This is a genomic window from Aureispira sp. CCB-E (assembly GCF_031326345.1).
GTDB lineage: Bacteria > Bacteroidota > Bacteroidia > Chitinophagales > Saprospiraceae > Aureispira.
The window spans coordinates 2,591,376-2,614,981 of record NZ_CP133671.1; the positions used below are offsets into that span (position 1 = coordinate 2,591,376).

Below are 23,606 nucleotides of genomic sequence, written 5' to 3' on the forward strand. Positions count from 1 at the left end.
CATGGGAATATATCTACCAGCGCCACCCGATGGGCGCCAGTTAGTTATTGGAGATGTACACGGCTGTTTCGACACGTTAAAAGCTCTGATAGAAGAACAAATTCAATTGACGCAATCTGACCAATTGATTTTTTTAGGAGATTTGATTAATCGTGGCAAAGACAGCAAGAAAGTACTGGATTATTTGATGCAGTTGGAGTTAGAGTATGAATTGTATTGTATCAAAGGAAATCATGAGCACAATTTATTAACCGCTTACGATTGTGGAATGGATTTTTTCGAAAACTTTTTGCACGAGTACAACTCAGATGACTTAATGCAAGGGGATTTGTATGCCTACTTGGATTTTTGTGCACAGATGCCTTATTTCATAGAAACACCAACTCATATTTTTTCTCATATGGGATTTACGTTGAAAGAACCTAGACCGATTACCGATACTCGGGCTTATTTTCACAATCAATCGTTGCAGATTTCAAACGATTCTATTCAGAGTAAAAAACAAGTACAGGGACATACCACAATGGCATTAAGCCAAATCAGTAAGGTAGTAGAAGCAGAACAAGCTGTTGTGAATATTGATGCAGGGTGCTACTATAAATCTGTTGATGGATTAGGTTATTTGTGCGCCTTAGAGACGAAGAACAACTTGTTATATGTCCAACGCAATATAGAAAAGATAACTAAAGTAGGAGCGCATCAAAGCGACCTTCCATCAATCCAATAGTGTATGAAAATTTTAATTATCAATGGCCCTAATTTAAATCTATTGGGTAAACGAGAACCTGAGATTTATGGGACAACAACCTTTGATGGATATTTAGCCACGTTACGAAAGCTATTTCCTCAGTTGGAGTTAAGCTATTATCAAAGCAATGTAGAAGGACATTTGATAGACAAGTTACATGAAGTTGGTTTTGATTGGGATGGAATTATTCTAAACGCAGGGGCATATACGCATACATCTTTAGCATTGGGAGATGCTATTGCTGCAATTAAAACACCTGTTGTAGAAGTGCATATTTCTAATGTGTTTGCACGTGAAAAAGTACGCCATCATTCCTTTATTGCTCCCAATTGTATTGGCAGTATTTCTGGTTTTGGGCTACGTAGTTATGAGCTAGCTTTGCGTTATTGGCTTTAGTGTGTGATTTTTCGCTCCAATCTTTTAGCAGCTCGAAGTTGTCGCTTAGTGCATTGTTTTTTAATCTGTTGTTGTGTCTGTGACGTAGTAGTTTTTTGGAATTCATTATATGTAAAAACAATGGTGTCTTGATCAAAGCCATGGGCTTCAACTGTTGCGGTTAATCTCAAAATTTTATTAGGAACAATAGTAACATCGGTTATTTTTAATGGCGAAAATCCTAATTTAGAAACAATCAAATCATAGGAGCCAGCTTCTATATTTATGAAAAGAAAACCTCCATTTACATCCGTACGGGCTTGGGCAACTAAAGAGCCATTGCGTTGTAAGTAAAGGGAAGCATACTGGATTGGTTCTTGAGTATAGTTTTCCATTAGATAACCTCTTAAGCCTCCGTAATGTTGAGCAGATGTTATTAAAGTGATGAATAGAAAAAAAAGACAAGTAAAATATTTCATACGCAAAATGGGTTTAGCTGTAGTCTATAGAATTTTGGAGAACTGTTAATAAAAGTTTAAATTTAGTTGGAGACTAAATCAATCTTTCGCAAGGTGCATCTAATTTGAATGTTAGGTGATGATTCAATTTAGGTGTGTCGCTCATCGACTCAATCATTACTTTGTGGGAGTTACTTTGTAGCAACAACGCTAAATTCCACCAATAAGATTCATTAAAAAACTAAAAGTTCCCTTTCAAATTATGAAAACAATCACAATGTTGTTACTGTTTTGTTCTTTTTTTTGCTCTGTATTAATGGCTCAAAGTGAGGCTCCTATACCTATTAAAACCAATATTCATGCCGTTAAATTGCATTTGCAAGGAGCTGAAGTCATGCGAAAAACCTCGATTCCTTTAAAAGAAGGTAGAAATCATCTTGTATTTACAAATTTATCTCCTAAACTATATGAGCAAACAATCCAAGTTGCTACCAACAAAGCCGTAAAAGTTATTTCTGTTACAAGCAAACAGAATTTTATAGAACGCCGTCAAGCTACCCCAAAAATCAAACGCTTAAACGATTCTTTGGATATATTAAGAGATGCGATAGATTTGCTGGAGAACGAACGTGGTTCTTATGAAGAAGAACAAGCATTGTTAAAGCAAAATCGTTCTATGAAATCTTCACAGCAAAATTTGACAGTGACAGAGCTCGAAAAAATGTCTGAGTTTTATCGAAAACGAAATTTTGAGATCAACAAAAATATTACCAGACTAACCAAGCGTATTACAACATTAAGCCGTCAGGTATTTGATTATAAATTGCAACTGTACGAATTAAATGCCGATAGGAGGGCAATGGCAGAAATTTATCTAGTCGTAGAAGCGGCAACTGCTGCAAAAACAGACTTCGATTTGAGGTATGTTGTTAGTGATGCTGGATGGGCTGCAATTTATGACTTAGAAGCCAGTAATTTTGGAAGTACAATTGACTTAGCATACCGAGCATTGACTTATAATAATACAGGAGTAGATTGGAATGACGTGGAACTAACACTTTCGACAGGTGACCCCTTACAAAGTATGTTACAGCCAACTTTAAACGTCTGGAATTTGACAGGATCGTCTTCTTACCAAATCAATACGATTGCTAATATTGATATTAGTGTTAATAATAATGCTCCGATTCAACAGCAAATAATTCAGCCAAACAATTATTATGAGTTATCCAAAACAGATGAAATTAAAGCAATCTTGGGCAAAGATTACTCAGAAACAATAGATTATAATACAGCAGAATTTGAACGTTATAGAAATAACCAGCCAGATATCCCAAACATGGTTACTGCAACATTGGAAGTGCCAGAGTTTAATGCAGATTTTAAAATTAAAAAGCCTTATACCATCCCTTCTGATCGAAAGCCTTATTCGGTAGATATAAAGCAATTTGAACTGCCTGCGACTTACAAGCATTATGCTGTCCCTAAATTAGACAAGGATGCTTTTTTATTAGCGCAAGTTGTCGGGTGGGAGGACTTGGATTTGGTTAGTGGTCCTATTAATATTTATAACAATAAGAAATACATAGGACAATCTCGATTGAGTATTGATAATTTGAGCGATACGTTATCTGTTTCGTTGGGTCGAGACCCCAACGTTGTTCTATCTAGAAAAAAGGTAAAAGGTTCTTCTAAAAAAGTATTTTTGGGGACTTCTAAAAAAGCAACAATTGCTTATGATATAGTGGTTAGAAACAATCATTCAAAGCCAATTAATATTGAAATTTTGGATCAAGTTCCGATCTCTTCAGATAAAGATGTTGTTATTACCGTTGATGAAAAGTCCAATGCTGCTTATGATGAAAAGACAGGGGTGTTATCTTGGAATTTGACGATTCCTTCCACTCAAAACAAAGCGTTGACATTTGGCTTTTCTATCAAATATCCGAAAGATAAACAGGTGAAAATTGAGTATAAAAAATCACGCACAATGGAACAGATGCGTTATTTCTAGAGGAATTGATAAGCTTACAACTAATATGCAATGATCGTTAATATTCTGTACTTACTTTTTTATTTTAATAAATACAGAATATTACGAGGTTGTTTGGTGTTATGGTATTTTCTCTTAAGCATTTATTGCTATTATTCGTGTTGTTAATGAATGTTGAGGCTTAATGTTCCTAAACAAACTGAAAACCCAATGATTGCAATTAATAATCCTGCTAAAATAAGCGACATCCCTCTTGAACGATTGGGGTCGTTGCTAAAAATAGCCATAAAAAGCCCTACAACGAATATACCTCCAGCATGGATGTAGGCAATAATAGCGCCCGCCAATGCTGCATCACCATTATCACCTGCATGAATTAGTAAGGTATAGAGTATAAAAAGAAGTAGATTGATACCAATAATTTTTCCTGAATTTTCCATAATACTAGGCTTGTCGATTTCTGTTAATTAGGCAGAACTTCTTGTCGAAGAACGTTCAATTTTAGCTTTAATTCATCATTTCTATAAAATAGATTCATTGTTTCAAAAGGAATTATTTTTCCATCTGTATTGACGATATGAACACAAGATTTTTTAATTGCTCGTACATCAAAGTCATAAGCATCCATAAAATTCATGATAATAATTCTAAAAAGGTTGCTATAATTTAATTCAGGAGCAACGATATTGGGCAAACAGCAAAGTAAATCGTGAAAACCTTCTTGAACTGTATCAACCGATTGAGCCGTACTAAAAACGTCTAATATTTTTCCTTTTAGAACTTGATCGTGTTCATAAACGATGGTATTTTTAGAATTATTGAGCAAGGCTTCTGGGTCAACCAAACTAGTTAGAGGAATGACTTTGTCAGCTACTTTCAAGGCATAGCCCATCACCAACGCATCTGGATTGCAAGGCACAGGTATTAAGTCGTTGGGTTTAAAAATAGGTGCTTGTTCTAAAATTTTGCGACGAATTTCTGTATTGGTCAATCTGTCTTTGCTAGGATCAAACTCTTCTAAACGACCACTAATTTGTATGGGTTGAAAGGTCACTCCTCGAACGCATTTTTGTTTTAATGCATAGTTGATAATTGTCCCAATTTCGTCATCGTTCAAACCTTTTTGAAGGGTTACTACTAGCGTGGTAGATAGATTGAGTTGATTGAGGTTGTCTAGTGCTTTTTGGCGAATTTTAGTCAAGTCCTTGCCTCTTAATTTCAACAATGCTTCTGGTTTAAAAGAATCAAATTGTAAGTAAATTTCGAAGCGAGGCATATAACTTGCTAAGCGTTTGGCAAACTCAAAGTCTGTTCCAATTCGAAGCCCATTGGTATTGAGCATTAGATGCTTGATGGGTTTTGATTTTGCTAAGTCTAATATTTCAAAGAATTGGGGATGAATGGTGGGTTCTCCTCCACTAATTTGAACGACATCAGGCTCTCCTTCGCTGGCAACAATGGCATCTAACATGTTGTTAATTTCCTCCAAACTTCGATGATTGCCACAGGAAGGAGAAGAACTAGCATAACAAATGGGACAGGTTAAATTGCAACGATCTGTAATTTCAATTAAGGTTAGGCAAGAATGTTGTTCGTGATCAGGACAAATCCCGCAATCATACGGACAACCGTATTTGGTCTCTGTATGAGGTTTTAAAGGATATTCTGATGCTTTGTTATAATTTCTTATTTGCTTGTAATAGGCTATATCGTCTGCAATTAATACTTTTTGGTGACCGTGTGTGGGACAATGTTTGCTTAAATAAACATTCTCATCTTCAAAAATAACTTTGGCATTGATGGTGCGATGACATTCATTGCAAAGGCTTTGTGTATGGTCATAATAAATGTAGTTGCGCATAAGGTTGATATAGCTTGAGGGTAATGTTAAATGAATTTTCAAAAACAATTGGCGACCTATTGTAAAGTATAGTTTTTTCTGGACGACTACTTATTGTGTAATAATTGTTTAGGATGAAAAAATAACTGATAAAAGGTTCGACTATAGTAAAGCATTCCTAATAAACAGGTAAGTTGAATGGTACTTAGCCCAAAAGAAAATTTATAACCAGGCTTGATGAAATCAATCATAAAACGGAAAATAAAATAAGCCATTAAAAAGAATTGAAAACGAATGCCTTCTCTAAAGTTAACGTTTTTTTCAATACAAACAAAAGATAGCCAAAGCGTTCCTAAGAACAGAATTTCGTAAAGTGCTACTGGATGGCGGCGAATACCATCTCCCAAATACAAAGCCCAAGGTAAATCAGAGGGAAGACCGTAGGTTTGTTCGTGAATTCCCATAGAAAGGCAACCTATTCGACCAATCATCATGCCCAATAGGAGGGGATAAACAAATAAATCTCCAGAAGATCGCTTTTCTCCAATGATTTTTTTTACGATTTCAACACAAATCAAGCCCCCGAACAAGGCGCCAACAATGGTTTTGTTCAAATAAAAATAGAGTAGTCTATTTGGTGAATTAAAAAATTGAACAGGATTTTCTAAACTACCAATTAATCTAGAAAAAATGAGTGCCCCTAATGCTGCCCCAACTAATATCCAAAGCCGATTGGGTTCTGAAATAGTGTCTTTTTGTTTTCGACGTAAATACAAGAAATATTGAAACCCAATTGCAATGCCTAGCACTTCAAAAACCAAATGTGCCAATATGCTGAATGGACCAAATCTAAAAACTAAAGGAAATGTTATCTCCATGTGGTGGTTATTAATTACTTAAAAAGTTATTAGGCTAATAATCAAAAATGTGCTCTATCTCAATTTCTTTTTGCTCCAACTCCAAAACCAAGGCACTTAAGTTAGCAACCAGAACGACTAAGGCAACACGTTCTAATGTTTTATGGGTGGCAATGGTTTGTCTAAAAATAGCTTTAGAATACTGTTGTGGGGCTTCCCAGTTTTGGGGTACCACAACGGTCAGTAAAATCGCTGAACGATTTCCTGCAATCTCTATAATACGAGCCCCCGCTTTTATCAAAGCACATAACGAAGGGTTGAAGGCTGCATAGCGGGGCAATGTGATTAACGTAGCTTCTGGTGAAAGTACCTTTATAAGTGCCAAACCTAAGTCGTTTTGATCGACTTCGGGTGGTAGTTGGTTAATGACAACAGCGGTAACTGGTGCAGCAACGCCATAAGCAGATTTTGTTCCCATGCCCAACAAAAAGCCATAAAAAGCTTTAAAAAGCAATTCACCACTAATAAAAACTCGACGTTCTATCTTGCGTATCCAATTCCATTCTAAGCAAGTTGTTTGAAACCAAAGCTGCCGAAATTCCTTTAAAAAAGAATAAAGATACCAAGGTTCTTTTTTTATAAAATCAACATAGCGTTGCGTATAAGCAGCATAAAAGCGATCTTCTGCCGTCATTTTAGAAGGAATGAGGTCTGTTAAACGTCCCACACTACCTTCATACAAAAGCTTGCCTCGATACTCGATCAATGTGCTATATCCAATCACTTGGATCATTGTGTAGTATTGCTTGTTGTAAGGAAAGTAAGGGGCAATGGCTTTAGACAAAGCATGGTAGCTGTCCCAAAATTGTTCTACGTGTTGCTCATAAGGAAAATGAGTAGCGGTCTGCTGTTTAAAATAAGCGGCTTGTTCGGCAGGGCTAAAAACTAAAAACCATTCAGGATAGGTTAAAAATGTCTGGTCACCAGGTCGTTGGTAGGCTGTTGGTGTCAAGGGCGAAACGTTTGTCGGAAACCAATCCTTGTTCAATTGTATGGTCGGTTTTATTTTCTTTGCTCGAATTCTTGTTTTAATAAAAAAAAGAAGGAAAATAAGAGCTAAAAATAAGAGTAAAGAAAGCAATATAGGCATTGTGGTGAAAATTGGTGATGGTGTTGTCAAATCTTATGCAACAAAGATACTTGTATTTAAATCAGGGCAAACAAAACAATACTTCGTGTATTGTTTATAAAAACACACGAAGTATTACAAATGAAAAATGATAATTAGCTAACTACTAATCTAAGAAACAATGTACTAAGTTTTCTTAAAGATAATAGATTCCTTTTGTTTTCTTAGAATGGCTTCATAAAAAGCTTTTAGCTCAGGGTAGATACTACTAGGAAAATACCTTTGCTTTAATTGATAACTATACACTATTTGGATGTTTTCACCAACAACGGATGCGCTATAACTATACTGTGCCGCTTTATTGGGCAAACGAATAATCTCAGATTGAGGCAACGATTTAACTTGATACCCTTGCGGAATTTCAATACTCATAACAAAACTTTGCTTTTCTAATACGGGAAATTGTATGGGACAGACTCTAGTTTCTGACGTAAAGAATGCTTCGTCCAACACCTTTAGGTAAGTTGGGGTGAAACTAGCCGTTTGAGCATTTATTTTATAGTTGTTTTTGATGCGAATTAACAAATCCAATGCAACCGATTGGTGATTACCTTCCATGTTTTTAATACTACCAGATTGAATGATTAAACCCTGATGATCCCGCTCCAATTGCTTGAAAAAACGCAGTTGATTGCCTGCTTTTTTCCACATATTGCGCAACTCATAAGCACCATAGTCCTTTCCAACATATTGCAAGGTTCCTGTTGCCAAGCCATCCTTGGTCAATTTAATTTTAGAGACATAGTTCTTAACAAATTTTTTGTTGGGCAAATCAACCCAATTGGAGTATTCGCCTAAGCGCAATCCTTGACTGCTCAAACAATAGTAAGGCAACAAATCTAAGGTGCTGAATGGCGTATTAGCATCCAAAAAATGAAATTTTTGATCCTTGAGTTCTACCCCTGCAATTACATAGTTAAAAGAACTGATGGATGGTTTCAAAGGATTGACAAAGCGATTTCCTGTTGTACTGAGCATGATGGGATATGCTTTTAAGCCAGCTTTTTTTAATGCAGCTACCAATAAGAGATTAACATCACTAATATTTCCAACTCCTTTGTCATAGACCATTCGAAGCGGCTTTTCACTATACATTTGCCACTTTTTGTTCCAAATGACTTTTTTTTGCAAATGCCCTAAAATCGCCAAGGCTTTTTCTTTAGGAGTTTCTAATCCTTTTGTTAGACTGTCGATGACAGGCTCTAAGAACTTAACTTCTCGCAAGTGTCGTCCAAAAGAAGCCCCTTGAAGCAGTCTCTGCCCAACCTCTTCCCAAGAATAAGAGAGTTGTTGTTGAAAGCCGCCAGGAATTTGATAACCTGCTATATTAAAATCCAAGAAACCAATGTAGTTGAGCGAAGAACCAATAAAAGGCTCGGTTTTAAAAGCAGGAACATTAGATGCCGAAAAACGTTTGTTAATTTCGGTGTACTGATTGTTCATATCTCCGCCATTAAAATCGGAATTGATAAGCGTACTATTTTCTTCCTTTTTAAGCTCTACCAAACCATTTGCAGTGACTTTGTAATCAATGAACTCAGGGTACATAAATTCATAAAAGGAAAATTGAATGGGAATATAGGATTGATAGTACCAAGTGGGAAGAACAACCAGGTTCGGAGTACGGACACTATATTGTATGTCAACAATACTCCCTACATAGACATCTTGAGCAGCATATTTTATAATATGATAATCCTTATGGCGCTTGTCAATGATACAATCTTTTTCTTTAAGAATGGTTTTTACTACTTTATCATCTTGTAGATTATAAGTTGTAATTGTCAAGCGAGACAACTTATCAATGTTCAAATCATCACTGATAGAGATGTAAATGCTGTCTTTGGTATATTTTATGCCTTTGTTTTTGTAAATCTTAATGCGATTTCTATACGTTATATCTGCCTTAAAACCATCTGGTTCTTGTAAATCTTTATAATAAGATATTTGGGTATAGCATTCTTTTTTTAAGTAGGCAGCAGGAACACTGGTGTCGCCTTGGTAGGAGGTTGATAATAATGCTTCTTTAGATGGTGCTTTAAATGGTTTGTTTTTTTGCGCAAAACTGGTGCTAATACTTACTAATAGGCAGGATAAGACAATGCCCAATGAATAGTACTTCATGGTGAATGGTTCGGTTTAAGTTTAAGAAAGTAAAAAATGTTAAATTAAGAGCTAATTTAATGTTTATTTATAATAAAAATAAGCAAGCGAGTATAAAAAAGTATGGATAAAGTTATAAGATAACTTTAATTGTCTATTAGATTGACAGCCTACAACTAAAACAAAAGACCATCTAATTTTTTGCTGAATAACTGATCTAGTATTTTAATTAAATGTGGTAGCTGCTCGACTGGACGTAGCTCTCGTTTAGGGGATTTGAATACGGTGTCCTCTAGATGAGTCGGAGAGTAGGTCCTTCTAGGCTTTTTGTATTGTTGGAAAAAGTTTTTTCGATGTACTTCTTCAGGAGTAGGTTGTTGGTTAGGACTTGCTTGAACCCAATAAGTATATTTATTATCTGCGTTAATAATACGATGCCAACCACCTTCTTGGTCAAAATAGATGTTAGCGCCTAGACCATTGATTAATAACTCAATTCCTAGTAAAATGTCATCTTTGTGTTCTTTTTTCTGCTCGGGTTTCCAGCGATTTTTATCTTCCAAAGAGAACGGTTTTTTGTGGTATTGGCGTGCTTTGACTTTGGGAGTAGCATTTTCTTCTTCTGTTTCCAGAGCATCTACCATTTTATTATAAATCGCCTCATTATACCATACCGTACGTGCTGTCCATTCAAACGATTTTTCTTTACAAATATCAATATAGTATTGCAATAAACGTTGAGGATGTTGACCATAAATGCCTAAATAGATTCCGCCACTGTCTTCTCGAAGCATTCCATACAATTCCAATTTAAGATCAAAATAATCCTTTTCCCACTGTTCCATTTTTTTATAAACAGTGGTATTTAGAGTAGCTAGTCCCATTGATGTTAGTGCCATGTCTAACTCGTAATTTTCAATAATTTTTCGATGCTGCTCAAACTTATCTTCTAATGCCAAGAAATTGGTATACTGCAATGATTTTTTTTCATCTGCCCAGAATCCTTTGGCATTTTTGCGTTTAGAACGTTTTAGAATGTCCAATTCACTCAACAAGCGAACATAAAATTTCCCTTCAAAGAGCTGAACAATGTTTTGACGCAACTCGCTGGCAAAATCCATGTATTCGTTTTGAGTCAACTCTTCTAGCATCAATTCTAGTTTGAGAGGATCGGCTTCAATATCAATAACTAATGCCTCGTCTTGAATGTCAACAGCAATGACTAATTTTTCATCAAAACTATATTGATTCAATTGGTGGGCTAGTGGGATAATAAGAATCTCTCTAAGCGTTCGTTGCAATGCTCTTGCGCCATATTTGGGATTGTACCCTGTTGCACACAAAAAGTCGTACAAGTCACTAGATAGTTTAAACTCCAAGTTTCTATGCAAGATTCCTTCCCGTTTCTTAAATATCTCTAGTTCTCTTTCAACCACAAATCGAACAACATCTTGGGTCAAAGAATAAAAAGGAACCACTTGATCAATTCTATTAAAAATTTCAGGACGGAAATAGCGACGGACTTCATTGGTGAAGTGTTCGGCTTCTCTTTTTTCTGTCTTATCTTCTACCCAACCGATGTCATTATTTTGAAGCTTTTTAGCACCAATATTAGAAGTCATGATAATAATAGAACTACAGAAATTAACAACTTTCCCTTGGCTATCGGTCAAGCGGCCTTCACCCAAAATTTGCAAGAGCAAATCATTGAATAAAGGATGTGCTTTTTCTAATTCATCAAATAACAAAACACAGAAAGGTTCTCGTCGAACGGCAGAAGTCAGTAAACCATCTGAAAAATAGCTCTCTCCAGTTAGTCGAGTAACAGCATAAGGAGTAGAATATTCACTCATGTCAAAGCGAATCATTTTGTCCCTACTTCCAAACATAAACTGCGCTAAAACTTTTGCCATTTCTGTTTTTCCAACACCTGTAGGTCCAACAAAAAGCATGGAGGCAATGGGTTTACCTTGGCGCAAGAGCGCTGTTTTGACAGAGGCTAAGATGTCAACTAAAATACCTACGGCATGATTTTGCCCAAAGACATTGCTATGAAAAAAATGCTCAACAGAAGGCAAATCCATGGGAATCGAAGGGTCTACCATAAAAGCAGGCATTCCTGTTTCCTCACAAAATGCTTGGATAACTTCTGTTCGGTTTAAAACATACAACTGTTTTTGTTGCTGCATTTTTTTCTGTTTCGCTTTAGAACCAATAAGAATACTCTCTAAAAATCGGATTGGTTTTCCAGGGAAGCCAGAATAAGGCGTATAACGTTTGTTCAGTCGAATGGTTTCTTTAATGGCTTCGTGTTCAATAACTATTTTCTCTGTATGAGCAATGTGTTCCACCTTCTGAAGGATAATCGACTCTAAGGCGGTACTGCTTTGTGGTTCTGATAATTGAATTATTTGAAAATTATTAACATAGTTAGGACTACGCGCTTCTATTCGTGCAAACTCTTCGTCGGTACATTCTGAAATAATAATGATTTCACCTCGTGCAATATATTCCCTCAAATAATCTGCAATACTAACACTATTACCTTGGTATTGACCAACTTCAAAGAGTTCTAATAAATTTCTAATGAATAAAACATCACCTCTTTGAGTCAATTCTTTGCAAAGCAACGTTAAGTTTTCTTGCCAACCCACATTTCCACTCAACTCTTTAATCAAAGTAGAAGCAGTTGTTTCCCAAATAGTAGGAGAAAGTTTGAAGCGTTTGCGTTGATGTGCCAGTTCCCAGACCAAAGTACTCTTTCCAACTCCAGAACGACCTACAATCAAAACATTTTTGTTGTATCTACCAGTAACAATATCGGCTAGTTGTGTCAGTTCTTTTTCATACCCAAAAAGAGATGGAGTGTCAATTAAGACTTTCTGAGCAACTTTAGGCAATAATTCCTTTTTCTTTTCTTCTTGCAAGGAAGCAATTTCACTAGGTGTATAAGTACGCAAATCTAGCAGCTCTGTACTTAGAGTTGTTTTTTCAAACCACAAGGTAGAGATAACATCTTGCAGCAAGTTCAACCGTTGTTTACGCATAAAATCCAAGCGAATGGCTTCTTGAACAGCAGTTTCAATTTCGGCTACTTCTGTTGTAAACGCTTCTACACCCAGTGCAGGAACAATAGCCCAAAAACCTTGGTGATGTGTTTGTATGAAGTAATCAAAAGTGACCTCTAAATTTCGAAACGCAATTTGGGATTTACCTGCTTTGAAATGAACGTTTACTTTCTTTTGTTCGAAATCTCCTTGAACGTAATAGTCCAGTAAAGTGTCATATTCTCCTTTGTCCAATAATTTATCTTGATAACTATCGCCAAATTTTCCAGCCATCATAGGAGCGGGAATATTGACCCAAAGCACCCCATTATCTAGTATAGGGGTAGTAATAATATCAGGATTATGCTCCATTTGGAGTTGAACAATGTGAAAGGGTAGTTTTATCTTTTGCATGTAATAATCTATTGATTTGAGAATCTTAATTCTTCTCTTTTCAGGATTGTATAGAAACTAGAACTAAGTAGGGCAACTTTGTAAATATACAAGATTTAAAAAGAACCAATGCGAAGTTGCTGGATGAATTAAAACAAATATAAATAAAAGAATAAAGAAGGATAAATCAAATTTTTATTTACATTTGGGGGCATTTTAAGCAAGTCTACAACTAGATAAAATATATTATGTCAATTAATGCCTTGAGCAACAATTTTTTAATGATGTCAAAATAGTGTGTAGATACTTAAATAGTATTTTTTTAAATTTTATATAAAAACTAAAACCATGAAAAAAATTACACTGACAGCATTCGCTGTTGTTGCATTTTTATGCCAACTACAGGCACAAATCTACTCTGGAGTAGCAGAATCTCATTATGCAGGAGAACTTGGATTGGGGATTAACCCCGCCAACGTTGTCACTCCTTATTTCAAAGCTGATGTTAGTTTTATTGGATATAATTTATCGTTTGTTAACGACTATGCTAGTATTAGTCAAGATAGTCTTTTTAATGGAAGAGGAGACTTTTTTGATCGATTGACCTATAAAGATAATGGGAGCGACCAAGCAAATTTAGCTTTTAATGGTGAAATTAATTTGGTAAGCGGTCTAGTTTCTATTAATGATAAAATGGGAATAGGCTTTGGTATCAAAAGTAAGTTCTCTTTGAATGCAAGAGGAATTAATAAAGACCTAATTCGAATGAGTGCTTCTGGGTTGGAAGATTCTACTTATTATGGTTTTTCTTATCAAGATGATTATTCTTATTTGTCGGCAATGGCTTGGAATGAGTATAGCGTTACGTTTGGAGCTGAGATTTTCCAAAAAGATAATCATTATGTAAAAGTAGGAGGGGCATTGAAATTGTTGCAAAGTGTCGGTTCTTTTTACGTACATGCAAGAGATATTTCTTATGAGTTTTATAACTCAGACACGATAATTAATGCTTCAGGACAAATTTCTTTTGGAGGAAATGAAGCATTTTTAGATGCCTTTAATGGAAGAGGTTTCCCTAATTTCCAAAATCAATTTAGTGGTGGAAACTTTGGGTTTGCAGTTGATTTTGGAGGTGTCTATGAATACCGACCAGACAGCGAACAAGAATATAAATTGAAAGTAGGGTTATCGTTTCATGACATTGGTTTTGTGGCAATGTCCAAAGATCAAACATCTTCTAATACAGTAACATTTAAAAACTCAACATTTGATGTTAATATGTTTGATGGTATCCAATATCTTTATAATATCAATGATATTATTATCCAAGATACCAGCCAATTTAATCATAATCAAGGAGAAGATAGTTATTTGATGCAAACACCTTCAAGAATGAATCTTTTTGTGGATTACAAAGTCATCAAAGGATTTTATGTTTCATTCTTGAGCGAAATTTCTTTGTACGACAGAAATAATCCTTACAAAGTAGTCGGAATCAATTCATTTCAGTTAACACCAAGATATGACTTTAAATGGTTTGGTTTCTCTATGCCTATTTCTTATGTTCAAAACTCAGGCTTTCACTTGGGCTTAGGATTTAGAGCAGGGCCTGTATTTGTAGGGTCATCCAACATATTGGATTTATTTGCGCTAGGTAATAAATTAGATAAATTCAACGCTTACTTTGGCTTTAGAGTACCTTTGTATAAAAAATTGAAGTAATCTGTATTGTATAATTTTTTCTGAACGATTACTTACATAAAAATGGCTCCTTGTTAATAGAATAAGGAGCCATTTTTTTATAAATTTTTCAACGAATGCTATTGATTAAAAATAGCCAAAGAGTACTCATTTGTTTTGAGTTGTAAATAAACTTCTTGGGTGTACAAATCCCTCAATCCATTGGGAGTTACTTTGAATCGATGTTCTTCTAAGTGTGCAATTTTTAAATCTTCCCATGCTTCATTGGGCAATGGTTGATGTAACACGATCTGTTGATCTTGGTCTTTGTATGAAAGTTCCCAAGAACCTTCCAAGACAACCGATTCGCCAGAAGGCTTTGATACACTATATCGGTAAGTGTAGGTAGAGTCTAAAATTAAATCTTTAAAACCAGTGACACTATTGCTCGTTTGATAGGTTCCAGGCAAGGTGTCATTTCGATTAGAGGGAGTTTGGGAATAGGCTTGACCTTGTGATGTCGTGGAAGAGGAAGGGAGAGGAGAAGGCGTTACTGTCCAAAATTGCATATAAAAACACAAAAAAATAGCAGTTGCTAAAACTCCATAGGTAGCATTTTTCATGATAACGAGTGATTTATGTAAGTGAATAGGAAGCTTGTCCAAATTACTAAGTATAAGCCTCAGAATGTGTTTTAGAGATGTTAATTTTTTTTTAAGGGATGTTAAGAGGTAAGGAGAAAATTAGTACAGGGTGGAATATATGAATTGAGCATTGTCTTATTTTGTTTGTCATAACTAACGTTAACGCTACAGGTTGCTGACAAAGTTTTATGAATCGCACTGGATATTTTGATTATAAATCACTAAATTAGCTACAACAGCCTCAAAAAAAGCACAGAAAGCTTTTTTGAAAAAATCTCCCTTTATTTTATAAAATAGATTGCCCAATTATGGATGAATTCGAACAGAATCAAGAATTTTTAGAAAGTGTATTGGAATTGCCTTGCCCCAATTGTGGGAGTGAATTGAGCTACTCTGCTAGCAAAAAACAAATCAACTGTGATCATTGTGGTTTTGTCAAACCTTATGACCAAGCCAATGACTTAGTAGAGGAACAGTCGTTAGAACATGCTGTTCAATCAATGTCTTATTTTACACCTCAAGAAATACATAAAAAAGTAATTGATTGCAACAACTGTGGTTCTCGAATTATGATAGAGGATGATAAAGTGTCTGTTCGTTGTAACTTTTGCGGTTCTGAAAAAGTGAATGAATCGGCTCTAGAGAAAAACTTAATTCAACCACAGGGAATTATTCCTTTTCAAGTAGATGCCAAAGAGGCAAAAAAGAAATTTCAAGATTGGATAAAAGAGGGCTGGTTCAAACCCAATAAACTACAGACTTTGGCTGAATTGGGTGATGTACATGGCATTTATGTTCCCTTTTGGACATACGATACGAAGACCTATACGAAATGGTCGGGCGAAGCGGGATATTATTATTATGAAACAGAACACTACACCGATAGTGATGGAGAATCTCAAACCCGTCAAGTTAAAAAGACACGTTGGGAATACGATCGTGGTAGCTTTGATCACTTTTTTGACGATGTATTGATTGTTGCTTCCAAAGGCTTGCCTCACAAAGTAATCACGCCCATATATCCGTTTGATTTGGATAAAGTAGTTAACTATTCCAATACATTGATGGTAGGTTGGGAAGCAGAAATTTATAGTTTGGATGTTTTGGAAGGTTACCATGTTGCAGAAAAACAAATGACAAAGCAATTGAGAGAAATGGCTAGTGAAGCTTTAGGGGGAGATACACAAAGAGGCTTGTCGATCAATGTACAGCGTTGGGGGCAGACTTTTAAGCATATTATTTTACCCGTTTGGATTTGTTCTTATATTTACAACGACAAAACCTATCACTTTGCAGTTAATGGTCAGACAGGAAAAATTAGTGGAACGAAGCCTACATCTTGGTTTAAAGTAGCTGGATTAGTTCTATTGATTGTCGCAATTATTGCATTGATTGTATTCTTTGCTCGATAGTGATATGGTAAAAGCATTATAAAAAAATAGATCAAATCAATGAAAAAGTTATTGGTAGTTTACCTTCTTTTACTTAGTTATTGGGGGAGCTTTGGGCAAGATAATTCAACTACATTTTCCTCTCCATACCGTCTATCTTGGGCAGTGGATGTTCCAATTATCACTACAGCAGTAGGCGCAGGGGTAACTTATTTAATCTTGGATAGCCAAACACCTGTTTTGTCAGAAAGTTATATCAATTCTTTGAACCGAAGGGATGTGTGGGGCGTAGATCAAGCAGCGACTTATAACTGGTCGATGCCAGTGGCGAGGGTTAGCGATGTTTTTTTGTATACAAGTTTTGCGGTACCGTTTACATTGTTAGCAGATCGCAAGGTTCGCAAAGATTATTTAAAAATTGGATTGATGTATGCTGAAACGATTGCTTTGACAGGAGCTTTGACTAGTTTGACCAAAAATATCGTTAGACGTCCTCGTCCATTTGTGTACAACGAAAATGTTGCTCTGCATTATAAACAAGAAAAAGATGCCCAATATGCTTTCTTTTCTGGGCATACCTCTATGACGGCAGCAATGTGTTTTATGACGGCTAAAATTTTTCAAGATTATAACAAAGGAAGCAAAGCTATTCCTTGGGTATGGGCAGCAGCAGCTACTTTTCCTGCCGTAACAGGGGTGTTGAGGCAACAGGCAGGCAAGCATTTTTGGACAGATGTGGTAACAGGTTATTTAGTAGGGGCGGCAATTGGTTTTTTAATTCCTGAATTGCATCGAATTGATTTGTTTCAGAAAAAGAAAGCTGTTAAACCTTCTGTGAGTTTTTAAAAGGCAAAAAAGTTGATTACTAAAAAGATAGAAAGGGCAATAGTAATAATAAGAGGATAAAATAATAAAAATAAAATAACTTTGAAGCTGGTTTTGATTGCTGATTGTTGATAAGCGTTTTTTAACGAAAGAATAAAATAAACGCCAATAACAATTAAAGTATATAGGATAGGACCAAGTAGGTGATTGTTGTTAATTAATAAGTAAATAAACAAGATCGTACAAGCCATAAAGATAAACGTATGAAGGTGCAATGCATATACGATGTGCTCAATATAAGTTCTCTCGCGTCGTATGTATAATGATTTTAGTAGCAGCGCAATAAATGGGATGGAAACTAAAATAATCCAAGAAATATGGCTTAGCAAGTAAATTTGAAAATTTCCTGGTGTCTTGATTGCCTTAGATAGTTGTATGACAAATTGTTTTTGAAAGAAACCTCTTATGTTGTACTTGTTAATAATTTCTTCCCCATCTAGCTTGTATAAATCTTCCATAAGAATATTATCGTCGCTCCCAAAGGAAAGAAATGAGTTGCCAAGTCCCTTTAATATATTGTTTTGATCTAATAGACTATCAATCATTTGGTGGTCAGTAGAATCTGGAAAGGCAAGAAAAAATTGCGTGCGAAGGGAGTCTTTATACAATTCAATCTGGACATTCTTATCCATATCTTGTCCAAATTTTTGGAGGTCAGCAAGGACAAAGTTGAGCAGAATAAAGGCAATAGTTAACCCAAATAAAAATAAACGAATGGGAGTGTAATAGAGTTGGCGTCTACCTTTTGTATATTCTCTAGTTAACTTACCAGGAGAAAATATTAATCCACCATATGTGCGAAAAAACTTGGAATCTAATGAAAATAAATTAGAAAAAAAATCTCCTACTAGTTCTTTAAAAGAAAGTGGTTTGGTAATCTTTTTTTGTCCACAAACACTGCAAAAATTAGAGCCTTCATCAACTAAGCAATGGCAACTTTGGCATAAGTGTTTGGTTGGTTTCATTGGATACGGTTATTAGAATGGAGTAGTAGCGTAGCTAACTGTAGAATTAATACATTGCATTTAACTCGAATATACTCAAACTAATTTTTATTTAGTAAACTTCTAACAATTAAGTAATCGTTCATAAAAATTTATAGGCAAAATAGAATTCTTTTTGCACTGTTCTTCATCAAAAAATCTCGTTTTAGCCCACTAAAACTTCAATTTTTTTCTTTGAACAGCACTAAAAACAATTACATTTTTAACTATACTTTTTTCTGTCCACTTACTTAAATACTTCTATCTTTGTATAGAAAAAACATGGATGGTCTCAAAATACGAGACCGCTACGCCAGACAATTTGCAACACTATTCATATAGTCGGTGTCTATTTACAATACTTCATGGATTTTTTATCTTTTTGGTAACTAAGCTTGCCGAGTAGGCTTGTGCTAGTAGCACAAAAGCCCAAGCTCGTGACCAGAGGGAACTAGCCTTGCGCTCTCATGAGCGAACCGAGCATAGCGAGCTCACGACCGAAGGGAGTAACAAAGCGAATAATAATCAACGGAGTATTATTTATTATCATCAAGATAAATCTGTCAATGTACCGAATACTCATTATCTTATTATTTATAGTCAATAGAACAAATGTACAAGCTCAAAATGTTGTAGAGCCTTACGCATTTTCTTGCCATTCAGGGTTTTATCAGTTGGTTGATAATCAGTTGCATATTTTGTCCGTAAATGCGAAAGGAGAAATACTTTGGGTACCCATACTCCCTCGATTTGAACGCTCTCTAAGTGCATTAGCGTACTGTACAGACGATGGCTTGCTGTATAGTTTTGATACCACCACACATGAATTACTTCGCATTTATCAATCTGGCGCTATACAGCCTTTATGGGTTCCTATTGATGAAAGAAATGGCAATCCATTATCTGTTCAATTAACTAAAGGTGCATTGATTGAGGGGATTTTTTGTGCCTATGCTCCTCAAGAAGATAGTTTGTATTGGGTGGATATACAGACAGGACGATTTACCAAAAGTAGAAATCCGATGAGAGGGGCTTTGACAAATTTATCTTATCATCCAATTAAAAAGGTTTTATATAGTATTGGTGTAAAGTCCAGAATACAATATTTGGATTTATACACCAAAGAAGTGGTTATTGGAAAACAAGTCTATGACTTACCAACAGGACATACAAGGGAGCAAGCCAATACATGGATGACGAAGGATGGACGTATGTTTATGACACGCAAAGGGGGAAGCTATTTTGTGGAAATTAATGAAAAAGAAAATGTATTTTATCATTATAATAACCCTTTGGATAAAACGATAGGAGATGGGACTAGTTGCCCAAATGCTTCTCCGCCTGTTTTTATACAATCAGATGTTTTGGAATTGCAATTAGACATTCCTAAGCTGGATCGAGTGATGTTGCGTTGGATTGGTGTACATGAATATAGCAACGAAGACTATGTTATAGAGCACAGTACAGATCATCAACAGTGGTCTAAAGCGAGTGAAAAGCCTAGTATAGGAATCAATAATTTTCAAAACCCTTATGGTGCTCGGTTGGTTTTTGATCAAGAGAAGGACAATTATTATCGTCTAAAAAAAGAGTATCAAGATGGGAATCGGTTGGCTTATAGCCCCACTGTATTTATTGCCAAGCAGCCGACAGAGCATAGAGTGGTATTGTCTCCTCAATTAGTATTAGATCAAATTAACTTAGCACTATACATACGTGCCGATAGAGGGGAAGTGTTGGAAGTTGTTATCAAAAATTCATTGAATCAAGTAGTTGTTAGAAGAACTTATCAGATGTACACTACGGAAGCGACTTTTGATTTGACAGTAGAAGAATTGCCGACAGGATTGTATTGGGTACAGATTAGTAGTAAAAACCATCAACAGCAGGAGTGGATTTGGGTTGATTAGAATGAAAAAATGCCTAAAACTTTGGACTAGAATCCTTTTCCAAGCTTAGGCAAATATTTTTATTATTTGGTTCTAACTCTTTGGTAGCACCTAAATAAGGACTGGCTAAAAAGGAATGTAGGACATGGCTCCTAAGACAACTCCTGTAACTTTTCCAATTAAACCAATAATGGTATTACCTTGGATAAATTCTTTGGTTTGATCCTTTAATTGATTTTTCATTTGTTCGTTGAGCATTTTCATAGGATCTTGTCCTAATGGCTCTGTTGTTAAGTTGTCTTCTATTTCTGGGTTAATAATAATAGTCGTTTCTTGTCCTTCCGAGTCGGTAGTGGTAATTCTATTGTCAACATTGACTTTCGCAGGATTATTAATGCGTTTGATGCCAAACCAAATGAAGGTGAAAATTAAAATTCCAGGTAGAAATAAATCTAGTTTCAAATCCATTCCATTAAAGAAAACAACCCCCATCCACAAAGCTGCAAATCCATGAAATATAGCTGTTGTAAAGCCAATAGGATGTGCCAGTTTGATCGAAAACTGTAACAAGTTGACAGGAGACTTATTGCCCGTAAAACCCCAGTAAATTCTGGAAAAGAGCATAATTAAAAGCATTCTCAAAAAGAAAGCAACTAAAGGTATTATGGTAAAAGCCATAAATAGTGTTAATAGATAACCAATGGCGGAATAAAACATGATTTTAGATATTGTTATGAGAAATAGCCCTAAAGGTATAAAATTAATTCAATTGTTTTGATAATGTTTATTAGAACAATAAAACAAGGCAAAAGTTTCCGAATTATATCTATTAGTCAAATCTTTGAAAATAAGAACTTTAGAATAGTTTAGGGAAAAGGTCTTTTAGTTGTAAAAAAAAACGTACCTTTGCGGTCAATTTAAGCATGTTCTTAATGCGCTTTTGCTTTATGGTTTTTTTGAGTACGGGGGAATTAAGCGGCTATATTTAATTTTTAGTACTTCGTAGCTTTATTGCTCTGCTATCACAGCAACAAAAAAGCATCTTTGTGTCAATTTTCTTTACGAAGTATTGTATTTTTACACGTTGAAACAGAAAAAATGTCAACATTTGAGGATTTGGGGTTAACCCCCAATGTATTAAAAGCTCTAGATGATTTAGGATTTGAAAATCCAACAAAAGTACAAGAGCAAGCTATTCCCTTTGTCTTAGAGTCTGACCAAGATTTGGTTGCTTTGGCTCAAACAGGGACAGGCAAAACCGCCGCATTTAGCCTACCCATTATTCATAAATTAGATAAAAAATCCAGAACCATTCAGGCTTTGGTATTGTGTCCTACGCGTGAGTTGTGTATCCAAATAGCCAAAGATATTGCCGATTATACAAAATATGAAAGAGGGATTGAGACTGTTTCTGTTTATGGAGGAGCGCCAATAGATGGGCAAATTCGTCAATTGAGAAAAGGTTGTCATATTGTTGTAGGCACACCTGGGCGTGTTCGAGATCTTATTGAACGTCGCAAATTAGATATTAGTGGTATCAATTTCTTGGTGTTGGATGAAGCCGATGAAATGTTGACAATGGGTTTCAAAGATGAGTTGGATGCTATTTTGGCTTCTACTCCCGAAGACAAGCAAGGGCTATTATTCTCAGCAACCATGCCTAGAGAAATTGATGCAATTGCAGAAAATTACATGCGTAATCCCGAAAAAATTGAGGTAAGTTCAAGAAACTCTGCCAATTTAGACGTTAAACATGTTTACTGCGTTGCTCGTTCTTCGGATCGTTATCGTGCGTTAAAACGCATCGCAGATATTTCTCCTGAAATGTATGGAATCGTTTTTTGTCGTACTCGTGCAGAAACCAAAGAGGTGGCAGATTGGTTGATGGCGGATGGTTATTCAGCAGATGCGCTACATGGGGACTTGTCACAAGCTCAGCGTGATTATGTAATGGGGCGTTTCCGCAAGAAAAATATTCAATTATTGGTAGCAACTGATGTTGCTGCTCGTGGTATTGATGTGAACAACTTGACGCATGTTTTGCATTACAAAATCCCAGATCAACTTGAGAATTATATTCACAGAAGTGGTCGTACAGGACGTGCTGGAAACAAAGGAACTTCTATTGCTTTGCTAACAGCCAAAGAAACGCATAAGATTCGTATCTTAGAAAAGAAAATTGGTCAAAAATTTGAACGTCGATTGATACCCACGGGAGAGCAAGTTTGCGAAAAACGTATGTACACGACGATTAATAAGATTGCAACTACTGAAGTTGACCCTAGTATTGAGAAGTTTTTGCCAACAGTATACGAACAACTTTCAAACTTCTCAAAAGAAGAAATTCTTCAAAAATTTGTTACTCTAGAGTTTGAGCGTTTCTTGAGTTACTACAAAAATGCACCAGATCTAAACATAACACCAGGAAAAGAAGGTAGACGTTCGCGTGAAGATCGTAGAAGACGTGACCGTGGTGACAACTCTAGTTTTGCTCGTTTTTATGTCAATGTTGGGTCGAAACACAAAATGACTGCTCCTAGAATGATTGGGCTGATCAATGACAGTTTAAGAGTAAAAGGTGTTGAAATTGGAAAAATCGAAATCATGAAAGGGTTTTCCTTTTTTGAAATTGATAAGGCATACGAAGATAAGATGTTGGCTAGTTCTAGCAAAAATAAGATAGCTGGTGTTGACGTATTGATTGAGCGTACATCAGACCGAAGAGAGGGAAGAAGAGATGGTAGCAGTAGAGGTCGTTCTGGTGGCGGCGGAAAATTTAAGAGAAATAAAGAAGGGAAATCAAGAGATGGGGGAAGAAGTGGCAAACGTGGGAAGTCTTTTAAATCAAAGAAAAAACGTTATTAGATATTTGAAGAATAATTTTTTTCAATAGTTCGTTGAAACCACGCAGTAGCAGCGCAGCTAAACTTTATTAGTTTGATAATTAGCAAATTGTGCTTTTGTTGCGTTTTGTGTTAAAGTTTTGGTTATCAAACTAATATAAATGTGCTTTTTTATCTTTTTGGTAAAAAAGTAAAAAACTAAGCTTGCGCCCTCATGAGCGTAGCGAACTAATCAACGAACTACTATTTTTTAACAACTTCTAAAAAGTCTAAAGAAACGATTCTATA

At 35.6% G+C, this 23,606-nt stretch carries 18 protein-coding genes; 8 read left to right on the plus strand and 10 right to left on the minus strand.

Annotation, left to right across the window (positions count from 1 at the left end):
* The first annotated feature begins 1 nt into the window (after position 1).
* Positions 2–727: a metallophosphoesterase family protein gene (locus tag QP953_RS09890; RefSeq protein WP_052598559.1), complete on the plus strand. Its 726-nt coding sequence runs from the start codon at positions 2–4 to the stop codon at positions 725–727.
* A gap of 3 nt (positions 728–730) precedes the next feature.
* Positions 731–1,144, plus strand: coding sequence for a type II 3-dehydroquinate dehydratase (gene aroQ, locus QP953_RS09895; RefSeq protein WP_052598560.1), 414 nt, complete (start codon positions 731–733; stop codon positions 1,142–1,144).
* Here the strand turns inward: aroQ and QP953_RS09900 are convergent.
* Positions 1,141–1,602 (minus strand): carboxypeptidase-like regulatory domain-containing protein, encoded by a 462-nt coding sequence (locus QP953_RS09900; RefSeq protein WP_052598561.1) that lies wholly within the window; start codon positions 1,600–1,602, stop codon positions 1,141–1,143. The genes aroQ and QP953_RS09900 overlap by 4 nt on opposite strands.
* 241 nt (positions 1,603–1,843) lie before the next feature.
* On the opposite strand from QP953_RS09900, the gene QP953_RS09905 reads away from it, so the two are divergent.
* Complete coding sequence (locus tag QP953_RS09905; RefSeq protein WP_309554850.1) at positions 1,844–3,595, plus strand: DUF4139 domain-containing protein; 1,752 nt, start codon at positions 1,844–1,846, stop codon at positions 3,593–3,595.
* Positions 3,596–3,738: 143 nt separating this feature from the next.
* Here QP953_RS09905 and QP953_RS09910 read toward each other — a convergent pair whose 3' ends face one another.
* The 6 genes from QP953_RS09910 to QP953_RS09935 all read right to left on the minus strand — a co-directional run bounded on the left by QP953_RS09910 (position 3,739) and on the right by QP953_RS09935 (position 13,024).
* Positions 3,739–4,014 (minus strand): hypothetical protein, encoded by a 276-nt coding sequence (locus QP953_RS09910; protein ID WP_052598564.1) that lies wholly within the window; start codon positions 4,012–4,014, stop codon positions 3,739–3,741.
* A 23-nt stretch (positions 4,015–4,037) separates the two neighbouring features.
* Complete coding sequence (locus QP953_RS09915; RefSeq protein WP_309554851.1) at positions 4,038–5,435, minus strand: radical SAM protein; 1,398 nt, start codon at positions 5,433–5,435, stop codon at positions 4,038–4,040.
* An 86-nt stretch (positions 5,436–5,521) separates the two neighbouring features.
* A complete protein-coding gene (locus QP953_RS09920) occupies positions 5,522–6,292 on the minus strand; it encodes a prolipoprotein diacylglyceryl transferase family protein (RefSeq protein WP_309554854.1) in 771 nt (256 codons plus the stop codon).
* A 34-nt stretch (positions 6,293–6,326) separates the two neighbouring features.
* The gene (locus tag QP953_RS09925) at positions 6,327–7,319 is read right to left on the minus strand and encodes a hypothetical protein (RefSeq protein WP_309554856.1); all 993 of its coding nucleotides are present in this window, start codon (positions 7,317–7,319) and stop codon (positions 6,327–6,329) included.
* Positions 7,320–7,586: 267 nt separating this feature from the next.
* Positions 7,587–9,584: a hypothetical protein gene (locus tag QP953_RS09930; protein WP_309554857.1), complete on the minus strand. Its 1,998-nt coding sequence runs from the start codon at positions 9,582–9,584 to the stop codon at positions 7,587–7,589.
* A 155-nt stretch (positions 9,585–9,739) separates the two neighbouring features.
* Entirely contained in the window at positions 9,740–13,024 is a 3,285-nt protein-coding gene (locus QP953_RS09935; RefSeq protein WP_309554858.1) for an AAA family ATPase, read from the minus strand.
* Positions 13,025–13,351: 327 nt separating this feature from the next.
* On the opposite strand from QP953_RS09935, the gene QP953_RS09940 reads away from it, so the two are divergent.
* Positions 13,352–14,725: a DUF5723 family protein gene (locus QP953_RS09940; RefSeq protein ID WP_052598571.1), complete on the plus strand. Its 1,374-nt coding sequence runs from the start codon at positions 13,352–13,354 to the stop codon at positions 14,723–14,725.
* A gap of 98 nt (positions 14,726–14,823) precedes the next feature.
* Here the strand turns inward: QP953_RS09940 and QP953_RS09945 are convergent, their stop codons facing one another.
* A complete protein-coding gene (locus QP953_RS09945; protein ID WP_309554859.1) occupies positions 14,824–15,306 on the minus strand; it encodes a hypothetical protein in 483 nt (160 codons plus the stop codon).
* 329 nt (positions 15,307–15,635) lie between these two features.
* On the opposite strand from QP953_RS09945, the gene QP953_RS09950 reads away from it, so the two are divergent.
* Positions 15,636–16,739: a hypothetical protein gene (locus tag QP953_RS09950; RefSeq protein WP_052598573.1), complete on the plus strand. Its 1,104-nt coding sequence runs from the start codon at positions 15,636–15,638 to the stop codon at positions 16,737–16,739.
* 39 nt (positions 16,740–16,778) lie between these two features.
* Positions 16,779–17,564 (plus strand): phosphatase PAP2 family protein, encoded by a 786-nt coding sequence (locus QP953_RS09955; RefSeq protein ID WP_309554860.1) that lies wholly within the window; start codon positions 16,779–16,781, stop codon positions 17,562–17,564.
* Here the strand turns inward: QP953_RS09955 and QP953_RS09960 are convergent.
* The gene (locus QP953_RS09960) at positions 17,561–18,568 is read right to left on the minus strand and encodes a DUF3667 domain-containing protein (protein ID WP_052598575.1); all 1,008 of its coding nucleotides are present in this window, start codon (positions 18,566–18,568) and stop codon (positions 17,561–17,563) included. The two genes, QP953_RS09955 and QP953_RS09960, sit on opposite strands and share 4 nt — an antisense overlap.
* Before the next feature lie 584 nt (positions 18,569–19,152).
* Between QP953_RS09960 and QP953_RS09965 the strand changes: the two genes are divergently transcribed.
* A complete protein-coding gene (locus tag QP953_RS09965; RefSeq protein WP_052598576.1) occupies positions 19,153–20,496 on the plus strand; it encodes a hypothetical protein in 1,344 nt (447 codons plus the stop codon).
* Positions 20,497–20,601: 105 nt separating this feature from the next.
* Here QP953_RS09965 and QP953_RS09970 read toward each other — a convergent pair whose 3' ends face one another.
* Positions 20,602–21,192: a hypothetical protein gene (locus QP953_RS09970; RefSeq protein WP_309554861.1), complete on the minus strand. Its 591-nt coding sequence runs from the start codon at positions 21,190–21,192 to the stop codon at positions 20,602–20,604.
* 381 nt (positions 21,193–21,573) lie between these two features.
* Here QP953_RS09970 and QP953_RS09975 point away from each other — a divergent pair, with 381 nt between their 5' ends.
* Complete coding sequence (locus QP953_RS09975) at positions 21,574–23,340, plus strand: DEAD/DEAH box helicase (RefSeq protein WP_309554862.1); 1,767 nt, start codon at positions 21,574–21,576, stop codon at positions 23,338–23,340.
* The last annotated feature ends 266 nt before the right edge of the window (positions 23,341–23,606 follow it).

What these genes read in the sequence shown, in the direction of transcription:
- QP953_RS09890 (WP_052598559.1), top strand. Translation starts at nt 2, where the DNA reads ATGGGAATATATCTACCAGCGCCACCCGATGGGCGCCAGTTAGTTATT.
- aroQ (WP_052598560.1), top strand. Translation starts at nt 731, where the DNA reads ATGAAAATTTTAATTATCAATGGCCCTAATTTAAATCTATTGGGTAAA.
- QP953_RS09900 (WP_052598561.1), bottom strand. Translation starts at nt 1,602, where the DNA reads ATGAAATATTTTACTTGTCTTTTTTTTCTATTCATCACTTTAATAACA.
- QP953_RS09905 (WP_309554850.1), top strand. Translation starts at nt 1,844, where the DNA reads ATGAAAACAATCACAATGTTGTTACTGTTTTGTTCTTTTTTTTGCTCT.
- QP953_RS09910 (WP_052598564.1), bottom strand. Translation starts at nt 4,014, where the DNA reads ATGGAAAATTCAGGAAAAATTATTGGTATCAATCTACTTCTTTTTATA.
- QP953_RS09915 (WP_309554851.1), bottom strand. Translation starts at nt 5,435, where the DNA reads ATGCGCAACTACATTTATTATGACCATACACAAAGCCTTTGCAATGAA.
- QP953_RS09920 (WP_309554854.1), bottom strand. Translation starts at nt 6,292, where the DNA reads ATGGAGATAACATTTCCTTTAGTTTTTAGATTTGGTCCATTCAGCATA.
- QP953_RS09930 (WP_309554857.1), bottom strand. Translation starts at nt 9,584, where the DNA reads ATGAAGTACTATTCATTGGGCATTGTCTTATCCTGCCTATTAGTAAGT.
- QP953_RS09935 (WP_309554858.1), bottom strand. Translation starts at nt 13,024, where the DNA reads ATGCAAAAGATAAAACTACCCTTTCACATTGTTCAACTCCAAATGGAG.
- QP953_RS09940 (WP_052598571.1), top strand. Translation starts at nt 13,352, where the DNA reads ATGAAAAAAATTACACTGACAGCATTCGCTGTTGTTGCATTTTTATGC.
- QP953_RS09945 (WP_309554859.1), bottom strand. Translation starts at nt 15,306, where the DNA reads ATGAAAAATGCTACCTATGGAGTTTTAGCAACTGCTATTTTTTTGTGT.
- QP953_RS09950 (WP_052598573.1), top strand. Translation starts at nt 15,636, where the DNA reads ATGGATGAATTCGAACAGAATCAAGAATTTTTAGAAAGTGTATTGGAA.
- QP953_RS09955 (WP_309554860.1), top strand. Translation starts at nt 16,779, where the DNA reads ATGAAAAAGTTATTGGTAGTTTACCTTCTTTTACTTAGTTATTGGGGG.
- QP953_RS09960 (WP_052598575.1), bottom strand. Translation starts at nt 18,568, where the DNA reads ATGAAACCAACCAAACACTTATGCCAAAGTTGCCATTGCTTAGTTGAT.
- QP953_RS09965 (WP_052598576.1), top strand. Translation starts at nt 19,153, where the DNA reads ATGTACCGAATACTCATTATCTTATTATTTATAGTCAATAGAACAAAT.
- QP953_RS09970 (WP_309554861.1), bottom strand. Translation starts at nt 21,192, where the DNA reads ATGTTTTATTCCGCCATTGGTTATCTATTAACACTATTTATGGCTTTT.
- QP953_RS09975 (WP_309554862.1), top strand. Translation starts at nt 21,574, where the DNA reads ATGTCAACATTTGAGGATTTGGGGTTAACCCCCAATGTATTAAAAGCT.